Source organism: Actinoplanes sp. GCM10030250 (genome assembly GCF_042666575.1).
GTDB lineage: Bacteria > Actinomycetota > Actinomycetes > Mycobacteriales > Micromonosporaceae > Actinoplanes.
This window is the reverse complement of the sequence record NZ_JBHTDO010000075.1, coordinates 1-12,531: the sequence shown is the minus strand read 5'-3', so window position 1 is coordinate 12,531 and position 12,531 is coordinate 1. Positions and strand designations below refer to the sequence as shown.

The following is a 12,531-nucleotide window of genomic DNA, read 5'->3' as shown; positions in this document are numbered from 1 at the left end:
TTGGATGCGCTGGCCGTGGAGCGGCGTGCTGCTGGGTTGCCGGGTGTGTCGCTGGCGTGGGGGTTGTGGGACACCGACGGTGGGATGGGTGGTGGGCTGAGTACGGCCGACCGGGCACGTGCCGCCCGCACCGGTGTTGTCGCCCTGTCGCCGGCCGAAGGGCTCGCGCTGTTCGACGCGGCACTCGCGGCCGGCCGTCCCGCGCTGATGCCCTGCCGCCTCGACCTGCGCGCCGTGCGCCGGCTCGGCTCCGACGCGTCCCCGCTGCTGCGGGCGCTGGTCCCGGCTCCGGCCGCCGTCCCGGGCGGCGACCGTGACCTGCGCGAACTGGTCCTGGAGATCACGGCCCGGGTGCTCGGTGTGGCCGACCCCGGTGCGGTGGACGCCGACGCGCCGTTCAAGGACCTCGGCTTCGACTCGCTGACCTCGGTGGAGCTGCGCAACCGGCTGAACGCCGAGCTCGGCGTGCGGCTGCCCGCGACCATGGTCTTCGACCACCCGACACCGGCCCGCGTCGCGGGTTTCCTGCGGGAGCGCCTGGAGTCCGCACGGCCGAAGCCGGAGGCGGCGCCGGTCGTCTCCCGTACCGACGAACCGATCGCGATCATCGGCATGGCCTGCCACTACCCCGGCGGGGTCGGCTCGGCCGACGAGTTGTGGGACCTGGTCGCTGCCGGCGGTGACGCGATCGGCGAGTTCCCCGGTGACCGGGGCTGGGACGTCGACGAGCTGTTCGACCCGGACCCGGAGGTGCCGGGCAGGAGCTACACCCGCAACGGCGGGTTCCTCTACGACGCGGCGGACTTCGACGCCGGGTTCTTCGGGATGTCACCGCGCGAGGCGCTGGCCACCGACCCGCAGCAGCGCCTGCTGCTGGAGACGACCTGGGCGGCGTTCGAGGACGCCACCATCGACCCCGGCCAGCTGCGGGGCAGCCGAACCGGTGTGTTCGTCGGCGCGATGAACTCCGAGTACGCCGCCGACCGCTCCGCCGTGGCCGCCGAGGTCGAGGGCTACGTCGGCGTCGGCACCAGCAACAGCGTCATCTCCGGCCGGATCTCGTACGTCTACGGGCTGGAGGGCCCGGCCGTCTCCGTCGACACCGCCTGCTCGTCCTCGCTGGTCGCCCTGCACCTGGCAGCGCAGGCGCTGCGCAACGGCGAGTGCGACCTGGCCGTGGCCGGCGGTGTCACGGTCATGGCCACGCCCACCACCTTCGTCGAGTTCTCCCGCCAGCGAGGCCTGTCGCCCGACGGCCGGTGCAAATCGTTCTCGGACACCGCCGACGGCGCCGGCTTCTCCGAGGGGGTCGGCGTGCTCGTGGTGGAGCGGTTGTCCGAGGCGCGGCGCAAGGGGCATCGGATCCTCGCGGTGGTTCGGGGGTCGGCGGTCAATCAGGATGGTGCGTCGAATGGTTTGACCGCGCCGAACGGGCCGTCGCAGGAGCGGGTGATTCGGCAGGCGCTGGCTACGGCGGGGTTGTCGGCCGGTGATGTGGATGTGGTGGAGGCGCACGGGACGGGGACGACGCTGGGTGATCCGATTGAGGCGCAGGCGTTGCTGGCGACTTATGGGCAGGGTCGGGAGAGGCCGCTGCTGCTGGGGTCGGTGAAGTCGAACATCGGGCATACGCAGGCGGCTGCCGGTGTGGCGGGTGTGATCAAGATGGTGCAGGCGATGCGGCACGAGTTGTTGCCGCGCACGTTGCATGTGGAGGAGCCGTCGTCGCACGTCGATTGGTCGTCGGGTGCTGTTGAGTTGTTGACGTCGCCGGTGGAGTGGTCGCGTGACGGTCGTCCGCGCCGGGCGGGGGTGTCGTCGTTCGGTATCTCCGGCACGAACGCCCACGTGATCGTCGAAGAGGCACCGCAGCTTCCGGAACCGCCGGCGACGGCCGGGGTCGAAGGGATGCCGGTGGTGTGGCCGGTCTCCGGCCGGTCCGACGCGGCGGTGCGGGCGATGCTGGTCCGGCTGCGTGACCTGGACGCCCCGCCGGCCGCGACAGCGGCCGGGCTGTGGGCCCGCGCCCGCTTCGAACGGCGCGCCGTCGTGTGGGCCGACTCGGGCGAGGAACTGGCCGGCCCTCGGCCGGCGAAGGAAAGTGCGGTCCTGTTGTTCTCGGGGCAGGGTTCGCAGTGGCTGGGTATGGCGCGTGATCTCTATGAGCGGCTGCCGGTGTTCCGGGCGGCGTTCGACGAGATAACCGGAGTCTTGGATCCGCAGGTCGGTGCGGTGATCTTCGGTGATGACGCGGAGGCGTTGCGGGCTACCGGTGTTGCGCAGCCGGCGTTGTTCGCGGTGGAGGTGGCGCTGTTCCGGGTCCTGGAGGCCCTCGGTGTCGAGCCGCGGGTGCTGATCGGTCATTCGGTGGGGGAGATCGCTGCCGCGCATGTGGCCGGGATTCTGTCCCTCGCCGACGCTGCCACCCTGGTCACGCACCGCGCTCGGTTGATGCAGGCGTTGCCGGCTGGTGGGGCGATGGTCGCGGTCCGCGCGTCCGAAGCCGACGTGACACCGCTGTTGACGGCCGGGGTGTCGATCGCGGCGGTCAACGGTCCGCAGTCGGTGGTGATCTCCGGCATCGCCGACGAGGTGCGCGCGGTCGCTGCCGGAATGCGAGGCCGGGAGCTGACGGTCAGCCACGCGTTCCACTCGGTGCTGATGGAGCCGATGCTCGACGACTTCGCCCACATCGTCGCCGGGCTGACGTTTGGTGAACCCCGCATCCCGATCATCTCCACCGTGGAGGCCAGTGCGGATCTGACCGATCCGGCCTACTGGGTACGCCAGGTCCGGCAGCCGGTGCGGTTCGCTGATGCGCTGGTGGCGGCCGGGGACGCGTACCTGGTGGAGGTGGGCCCGGACGCCGCGCTCACCGCGATGATCGAAGACGGCGAGGCGGTCGCCCTGCAGCGCCGCGACCGGGACGGGATCACCGCCCTGCTCACCGCCGTCGCGCAGCTGTGGACCGCCGGACTGCCTGTCGACTGGGCGCGGATCCAGCCGGCCGCCGAACCCGCCGAGCTGCGCACCTACCCGTTCCAGCGTGACCGGTACTGGCTCGAAACGGTCCGCCGCCTCGACCCCGCCGATCTGGGCCAGACCGCGACCGGGCACCCGGTCCTGCGGGCGGTTGTCGAGTCGGCGGGCACCGGCGAGGTGCTCTTCACCGGCAGCGTCTCCCGCAAGTCCCTCGGCTGGCTGGCCGACCACGTCGTGCAGGACACGGTCGTGCTGCCCGGCGCCGCGATGGCCGACTGGGCGCTCAGCGCAGGGCAGCGGCTCGGCAGCCCGCACCTCGCCGAGCTCACCCTGGAGGCACCCCTGGTCCTCCCCGAGCGGGAAGCCGTCGCCGTCCAGCTGGCGGTCGCGCCGGACCGGACGTTCGTGCTCTCCTCCCGCAGCGAGGACGCGCCGTTCGTCCGCCACGCCACCGGCACCCTGACGGGCGCGGCGCCCGCGCCGGACCCGATCAGCGAGGCCTGGCCGCCGGCCGGCGGGACCGAGGTCGACGTGGCGGCGCTCTACGGCGAGCTGGCGGGGCTGGGACTGGCGTACGGGCCGGCCTTCCGCGGGGTGCTGCGGGCGTGGCGGCGCGACGACGCCGTGTTCGGCGAGGTCACCGTGCCCGAACCGGCCCGCGGGCAGCGGTTCGCCGTGCACCCCGTACTGCTCGACGGCGCCCTGCACGTGAGCGCGGCCGGGCTGTTCCCCGACGGTGAGATGATGCTGCCGTTCGCCTTCCACGGCGTGGCCCGCACCGCCGAGGTGCCGGAGACCGTCCGGGTACGCCTGCGCCGCACCGGCCCCCGCAGCATTCAGGTCGCGCTCTTCACCGAGACCGGCACCGTGCTCGTGGCCGACGAGCTGCTCCTGCAACCGGTGACCGGCGGGCAGATCCGCGCCGCCGCCACCCGCGACGCGCTCTTCGAGCCGGGCTGGCAGCCGCTCGACGTGACCGGCACGGCACCCGCCGCCGACCTCACGTTCGCGCCGCCCCTCACCTCGGTCGTGGACGCGCTCACCCTCGTCCAGGACCGGCTCGCCGGTGACGACGAGCGGCCGCTGGTCGTCGTCACCCGCCGGGCCACCGGCGCCGCCCCCGACCCCGAGCAGGCCGCGATCTGGGGCCTGGTCCGCTCGGCGCAGAGCGAGAACCCCGGCCGGTTCGTCCTGCTCGACCTCGACGGCGACCGGCGCTCCGAGCAGCTCGCCCGCGCCGCCGCCGGCACCGGGGAGCCGCAGCTCGCCATCGCCGAGGGCACCGTACGGGTTCCCCGCCTGACCCGCCCCGCCGGATTGCTGCCGCCGCCCGGCACCGACGCCTGGCGCCTCGCCATCCGCACCAAGGGCACCCTGGACGGGCTCGCGCTGACCCTGTGCCCGGAGGTCCTCGGTGAGCTCGGCCCCGGCCAGGTCCGGCTGGCCGTGCACGCCGGCGCCCTGAACTTCCGGGACGTGCTCAGCGCCCTCGACATGTACCCGGGCGACCCCGGTGTCCCCGGCCGTGAGGGAGCGGGTGTGGTCCTCGAGGTCGGCGCCGGTGTCCGCCGGGTCGCCGTCGGCGACCGGGTCACCGGCCTGTTCGCCGGCTCCTTCGGGCCGCTGGCCGTCGTCGCCGAGGACTCGCTCTCGCGGATCCCGGACAGCTGGGCGTTCGCCGACGCGGCCGCCGTACCGGTCGTCTACCTCACCGCCTATCACGGGCTGGTCGAGCTGGGGCGGGTCGGCAAGGGTGACCGGGTGCTGATCCACGCCGCCGCCGGCGGGGTGGGCCTGGCCGCGGTGCAGATCGCGCAGTGGCTCGGCGCCGAGGTGTACGCCACCGCGAGCCCCGCCAAGTGGGAGGTGCTCGAGGCGTACGGCGTCGACCGGTCCCGGATCGCGTCCTCGCGCACCCTCGACTTCGAGGACCGGTTCGGCACCGTCGACGTGGTCCTCGACTCGCTCGCCGGCGAGTTCGTCGACGCCTCACTGCGGATGCTGGCGCCCGGCGGCCGCTTCCTGGAGATGGGAAAGACCGACATCCGGGATCCGCGTGCGGTCGCCGATGCCTTCCCGGGCGTCCACTACCGGGCGTTCGACCTGATGGACCTGGGCCTGCCGCGGCTCGGCGAGATGCTCGACGAGGTCCTCGGGCTGCTCGACGAGGGTGTGCTGCGGTTCGTGCCGGTACGCACCTTCGACGTGCGGCACGCCGACCGGGCCATGCGCCTGATGAGCCAGGCCCAGCATGTCGGCAAGCTGGTCCTCTCCATGCCGCCGGCCCTCGACCCGGACGGCACGGTGCTGGTCACCGGCGCCACCGGCGCGCTCGGCCGCGAGGTGGCACGGCACCTGGTGACCCGGCACGGTGCCCGCCGGTTGCTGCTGCTCAGCCGCCGGGGAGCGCAGGCGCCCGGCGCCCGGGAGCTGGTTTCCGAGCTGGCCGAACTGGGCGCCGAGGCCACCGTGGTGGCCTGCGACGCCGCCGACCGGGACGCCCTCGCCGGTGTCCTGGACGGGGTGGCTCTCACCGGGGTCGTGCACGCCGCCGGCGTCCTCGACGACGGCGTGATCACCGCGCTCGGCCCGGAGCGGCTGGACGCCGTCTGGCGGCCCAAGGTCACCGCCGCCCGCCACCTCGACGAGCTGACCCGGGACCAGAACCTGGCCATGTTCGTGCTGTTCTCCTCGGTCGCCGGGATCGTCGGCAGCCCCGGACAGGCGAACTACGCGGCCGCCAACGCCTGGCTCGACGCGCTGGCCCAGCGGCGGCAGGCGGACGGCCTGGCCGGCGTCTCCCTCGCCTGGGGCTCGTGGAGCGAAGGCGGCATGGCGGCCGGGCTGGACGCCGGCGACCGGGCCCGGATGAGCCGGTCCGGGCTGCTGCCGCTGAGCGTCACCGACGGGCTCGCCCTGTTCGACGCCGCGGTCGCCGCCAACCGGCCGGTCCTGGTGCCGGCCCGCCTCGACCTGGCCGTGGTGCGCGCCCGGGGAGCGGCCGCCCCGATCGTGCTGCGCGGCCTGGTCCCGGTGGACCCGCCGCCCACCGGGGCGGCGAACGGCGAGACCGGCCTGCGCGAGCGGCTGGCGCCGATGAGCGAGCCGGAACGCCACCACGCCGTGCTCGACCTGGTCCGTACGCAGGCCGCGCAGGTCCTCGGGCTGGCCGGTGCGGACGCCCTCGACCCGGACCTGGCCTTCAAGGACGCCGGGTACGACTCGCTGACCTCGGTGGAGCTGCGCAACCGGCTGATGGCAGCCACCGGCCTGCGGCTCTCCCCGGCGCTGCTGTTCAACTTCCCGACCCCGGCGGTGCTCGCCGGGCACTTGGCCGGCGAGCTGAGCCCGGAACCGGTGACACCGGGCCTGGCGGAACTGGACCGGCTGGCGGCGGTGGTCGCGTCGGTCCCGGCGGACGACGGCGCCCTGCGCGCCGAACTCGAGAACCGGCTCACCGCCCTGCTGGCACAGCTCGGCGGCAACGCAGCGGCGCCGGCCGGCGACCTGGAGAGCGCCTCGGTGAGCGAGCTGCTCACGTTCATCGACAACGAGCTCAACTGACGACGGCGCGAAGCGAGAGGGTGAGCCGTGGCTGACGACGCGAAGCTGGTCGAGTACCTCCGCAAGGTCACCGTCGACCTGCAGCGGACCAAGCAGCAACTCAAGGAACTGCGGGAGCGGGAGCCGATCGCCATCGTGGGCATGGCCTGCCGTTTCCCCGGCGGTGTCAGCACCCCCGAGGGGCTGTGGGAGCTGGTGGAGGGCGGGCGCAGCGCGATCGGGCCGTTCCCCGCCGACCGCGGCTGGGACCTCGACGGGCTCTACCACCCGGACCCCGGGCACACCGGCACGTCCTACACCCGATCCGGCGGCTTCCTGCACGGTGCCGGCGACTTCGACGCCGAGTTCTTCGGCATCTCGCCGAAGGAGGCCCTCGCCACCGACCCGCAGCAGCGGCTGCTGCTGGAGGTCGCCTGGGAGGCCCTGGAACGGGCGGCGATCCGGCCGGACCGGCTCGGCGGCAGCCGCACCGGCGTCTTCGTCGGCACCTACCCGCACGACTACCTGAACCCGGCGGCGCAGGCGCCGCCGGGGCTTGCGGGCCGCCTGATCACCGGCAACTCGGGCAGCGTGGCGTCCGGGCGCATCTCGTACGCGTTCGGGCTGGAGGGTCCCGCCGTTACCATCGACACCGCCTGCTCCTCCGCGCTCGTCGCCCTGCACCTGGCCGGGCGGGCACTGCAGAACGGCGAGTGCGGCCTGGCCCTGGTCGGCGGCGCCACCGTGATGGGCAGCCCTCGCATGTTCCTGGAGTTCAGCGCTCAGCGGGGCCTGGCCCCGGACGGCGCGTGCAAGTCGTTCGCGGACGCAGCCGACGGCACCGGCTGGTCCGAGGGGGTCGCCGTGCTCGTGGTGGAGCGGCTCTCCGACGCCCAGCGCCTCAGCCATCCGGTGCTCGCCCTGGTCCGCGGCTCCGCGGTCAACCAGGACGGCGCGTCGAACGGGCTCACCGCACCGAACGGCCCGTCCCAGGAACGTGTCATCCGGCAGGCGCTCGAGGACGCCGGGCTCACTCCGCGCGACATCGACGTGGTGGAGGGACACGGCACCGGCACCCGCCTCGGCGATCCGATCGAGGCGGAGGCGCTGCTCGCGACGTACGGGCAGGACCGTGCGGACCCGCTCTGGCTCGGCTCGCTCAAGTCGAACCTCGGACACGCGCAGGCGGTCTCCGGCCTCGGCGGCGTGATCAAGATGGTGCAGGCCATGCGCCACGGCACACTGCCGCGGAGCCTGCACATCGACCGGCCCAGCAGTCAGGTCGACTGGACCGCAGGTGAGGTGCGCCTGCTCACGCAGGCCCGGCCGTGGCCCGGTACCGGCGGGCCACGCCGCGCGGCGGTCTCGTCGTTCGGTGTCAGCGGCACCAACGCGCACGTCCTGCTGGAGCAGGCACCGGCCCGGGAACCGGTGACGGCCGGCGCCGGCACGACGATTCCGTGGGTGCTGTCCGGGCGTACCCCGCAGGCCCTTCGTGACCAGGCCGCGCGCCTGCTCGACGTCGCCGGCGACCTCGGCCCGGCGCCGGTCGCCACCACGCTCGCCGCACACCGGGCGGTCTTCGCCCACCGCGCCGCGCTGCCCGCCGGTGGCCTCGATGCGCTGCGCGCCCTCGCCGCCGGCGACGACCACGCCGACCTGCTGCGGGGCATCGCCACCGGCGACACCCGGCCGGTCCTGGTCTTCCCCGGACAGGGCTCGCAGTGGGTCGCGATGGGCGCCGAACTGCTGAGGACCGCACCGGCCTTCGCGGCGGCGATGACCGAGTGCGCCGAGGCGCTGGAACCGTACGCCGACGCCGGCCTGCTCGCGGTGGTCCGCGGCGACGCCCCGCCCGAGCTGCTGGAACGCGTCGACGTCGTGCAGCCGGCCCTGTTCGCGATGATGGTCTCGCTGGCCCGGCTCTTCCAGGCGTACGGCATCCGCCCGGCCGCCGTGATCGGCCACTCCCAGGGTGAGATCGCCGCCGCGCACCTGGCCGGCGCCCTTTCACTGCCCGACGCCGCCCGCGTCGTCGCCCTGCGCAGTCGGGCGATCCGCCGCATCGCTGGTGACGGCGCGATGGCGTCCATCCCGCTGCCGGCCGGCCGGGTCCGCGACCTGATGGCCGGCTGCGGTGACGGCCTCTCCGTCGCCGCGGTCAACGGCCCCGCCTCGGTGGTGGTGGCCGGACCGGCCGCCGCCGTCGACGAACTGCTGGCGCGCTGCGCGGCCGAGGACGTCGCGGCCAAGCGGATCGCCGTCGACTACGCCTCCCACTCGGCGCAGGTCGAGCCGGTCCGCGACGAGCTGCTGCGGGCGCTCGCCCCGATTCGGCCGCGCCGGGCCACCGTGCCGTTCTTCTCCACCGTCGACGGCCGGGTCCTCGACGGCACCGGGCTGGACGCCGGCTACTGGTACCGCAACCTGCGCAGCACCGTCGAGTTCGAGGCGGGCGTGCGGGCGCTGCTCGCCGCCGGGCACCGGATGTTCGTCGAGTGCAGCCCGCACCCGGTCCTCACCGTCGGGCTCACCGACACCATCGACAGCGCCGGTGCCGACGCGGTCGCGGTCGGCGCGCTGCGCCGCGGCGAGGGCGGCCTGGACCGGTTCCACCGCAGCCTCGGCCACGCGTTCGTGCACGGCGCCCCGGTCGACTGGCCGGTCGGCGGCGAACCGGCCGACCTGCCCACCTACGCGTTCCAGCGGGAGCACTACTGGCTGCGCGGGCAGGCCGGCACGCCCAGCCCGGCCGGGCTGGGCCTCGCCGAAGCCGGTCATCCCCTGCTCGCAGCGATGGTCGAGCTGGCCGCGGACGGCACTGTCGTCTACACCGGCACGATCCCGGCGGCCGGGGACCGGCCGGCCTGGATCGCCGACCACGGCGTCCTCGGCAAGGTTCTGCTGCCGGGCACCGCCTTCGTCGAGCTGGCCCTGTACGCCGGGCGGTCCACCGGCTGTGACCGGCTGGACGAGCTGATCCTGCACGAGCCGCTGGTCCTGCCGGACGCGGGAACCGTGACTGTGCAGGTCACCGTGGCGGAGCCCGGCGAGCACGGCGGACGGGCGGTCGAGGTGCACTCCCGGGACGTCAACGAGCCGTGGCGGTGCCACGCCAGGGGTGTGCTGCGGCCCGCGGAGGCGTACCCGGAAAGCACCGTGACCTGGCCGCCACCCGGCGCCGAGCCCGTCGACATCGCCGATCTCTACCCGCGCCTGGCCGATCTCGGCCTCGACTACGGCCCGGCCTTCCAGGGCCTGCGCCGCGCCTGGCGCCGCGGCGGCGAGGTCTTCGCCGAGGTCACCACCAGCGCCGACACCGCCGGGTACGGCCTGCACCCGGCGCTGAGCGACGCCGCCCTGCACGCGCTGCTCACCGGCGCCGACGGGGTCCGGCTGCCGTTCTCCTGGGCCGGGGTGACCCTGCACACGACCGGCGTCACCGCGCTGCGCGTTCACCTCGCCACCGGGCCGGGCGGCGAGACGACCGTGGCCGCCACCGACGGCACCGGTGCGCCGGTGTTCACCGTGGAGGCGCTCACCACCAGGGCACCGGCCGGCGACGACGCGCTGCACCTGCCGGAGTGGATTCAGGTGCCACTTCCGGTGCCGCCCGCCGAGCCGGTCCCGGCCGCCGTCGTGGTCCGGCTCGCGCCGGGGACTCCCGGTGACGTCGCGGCAGCAACCCGTGCTTCGGTACGGGAGACGCTCGGCCTGCTCCGCGACTGGCTCACCGGCGAGCGGGACGGTGACGCCCGTCTCGCCGTGCTGACCGCACCCGGCGACCTGGCCCACGCCGCCGTCTGGGGCCTGGTGCGCACGGCGCAGATCGAGCACCCCGGCCGCTTCGTCGTGGCCGAGATCGACGACGCGCCCGCCTCGGCGGAGCTGCTGGAGCTGGCGCTGGCCGGCGGGGAACCGCAGTTCCGGCTGGCGGGCGGGGCATATGAGGTGCCCCGGCTGGTTCGGGCACCCGGCGGCGGCGCGTCCCCGTGGGAACCGGACGGCACGGTGCTGATCACCGGCGCCACCGGCATGCTCGGCGGTGAGGTCGCCCGGCACCTGGTGACCCGGCACGGCGTACGCCGCCTGCTGCTGCTCAGCCGCGGCGGCCCGCACGCGCCCGGTGCCGCGGACCTGGTCACCGACCTGGAGGCCCGCGGTGCGCACGCGACAGTCGTGGCGTGCGACGCGGCCGACCGGGACGCCCTGGCCGCCGTCCTCGACGGCGTCACGCTCGCCGGGGTCGTGCACGCGGCCGGTGCCCTGCACGACGCCCTGCTCACCGACATCACCGACGAGCAGCTCGACGTCGTCCTTCGGCCCAAGGTGGACGCGGCGTGGAACCTGCACGAGCTCGCCGGCGACGTACCGCTGTTCGTGCTGTTCTCCTCGCTCGCCGGGACCCTCGGCAACCCCGGCCAGGCGGCGTACGCGGCCGCGAACGCGTTCCTCGACGGGCTGGCCCGGCACCGGCACGCTCACGGCCGGGCGGCCACCGCGCTGGCCTGGGGCCTGTGGGAACAGACCTCCACGATGACGGCCGGTGTCGGCGGCGACGGGCGGCGGCGGCTCGGTGCGGCCGGGCTGCGGCCCCTGCCGACCGCCGCCGGGCTGCGCCTGTTCGACCTCGCCTGCGCCATCGGGCTCCCCGTTCTGGCGCCCGCCGCCCTCGACCTGCCGGCCATCCGCGCCGCCGCCGTGCACACCGGGGTGCCTCCGCTGCTGCGCGGCCTGGTCCGGCAGCGGCCCACCCCGGCCGGTGCCACCGCCGGAACCGGCGAGCTGCGGCAGCGCCTGCACGGCCTGGAGCCGGGCGCCCGCCTCGCCGCCCTCGGCGACCTGGTCCGCCGGCAGGTCGCCGTGGCGCTCGGCCACGACGACCCGGCCCGGGTCGAGCCCGGCCGGCCGTTCAAGGAGCTCGGCTTCGACTCGCTGATGGCGGTCGACCTGCGTAACCGGCTGAACACCGCAACCGGGCTGCGGCTGCCCGCCACGCTGCTCTTCGACCACCCCACGCCGGGCGCGGTGGCCGCCCTGCTCGATACCCGGCTCGCCGGGAGCGCCGTGGCCGCGCGGCCGGTGACCGCCACCACGCACGCCGGTGAGCCGATCGCCATCGTGGGCATGGCCTGCCGCTATCCGGGCGGCATCGAATCACCCGACGAACTGTGGAACCTGGTCGCGGCCGGCGCCGAGGGCATCGGCCCGCTCCCGGCCGACCGCGGCTGGGACCCGGCTCGGCACGATCCGACCGGTGAGCGGCCCGGCACGTTCTACCCGACCGGCGGCGGGTTCCTCGACGGCGCCGCCGACTTCGACCCCGGTTTCTTCGGCATCTCGCCGCGCGAGGCGCTCGCCATGGACCCGCAGCAGCGCCTGGTGCTGGAGACGGCGTGGGAGGCGGTCGAGCAGGCCGGACTCGACCCGACGGCGCTGCGCGGCAGCCGGTCCGGTGTGTTCGTCGGCGCGATGCGTTCCGACTACGCCGCCGATGTCTCGGTCGCGCCGCCCGAGGTGGAGGGCCATCTGATCGTCGGCACCGCGGGCAGCGTCGTCTCGGGCCGGGTGGCGTACGCCCTCGGGCTGGAGGGCCCGGCCGTCACCGTGGACACTGCCTGCTCGTCGTCGCTGGTCGCCCTGCATCTGGCGGCGCAGGCGCTGCGCAACGGTGAGTGCGACCTGGCGCTGGCCGGCGGCGTGACGGTGATGGCGAGCCCGGCCGGGCTTGTCGAGTTCTCCCGCCAGCGCGGGCTCTCGCCGGACGGCCGGTGCCGGTCGTTCGCCGACTCCGCCGACGGTACGGCCTGGGCCGAGGGTGTCGGCATGGTGCTGGTGGAGCGGTTGTCCGAGGCGCGGCGTAAGGGGCATCGGATCCTCGCGGTGGTTCGGGGGTCGGCGGTCAATCAGGATGGTGCGTCGAATGGTTTGACCGCGCCGAACGGGCCGTCGCAGGAGCGGGTGATCCGGCAGGCGCTGGCGGCCGCCGGGCTGTCCACCACCGAC

General features: G+C 74.8%; 2 protein-coding genes. Both read left to right on the top strand.

Annotation, left to right across the window (positions count from 1 at the left end; translation table 11 throughout):
• The coding region (locus ACFQV6_RS43865; protein WP_378033675.1) for an SDR family NAD(P)-dependent oxidoreductase at positions 1-6,546 on the top strand (6,546 nt) is incomplete at its 5' end.
• Positions 6,547-6,573: 27 nt separating this feature from the next.
• Positions 6,574-12,531 (top strand): SDR family NAD(P)-dependent oxidoreductase (locus ACFQV6_RS43860; protein WP_378033674.1); only part of this gene is annotated, 5,958 nt, incomplete at its 3' end.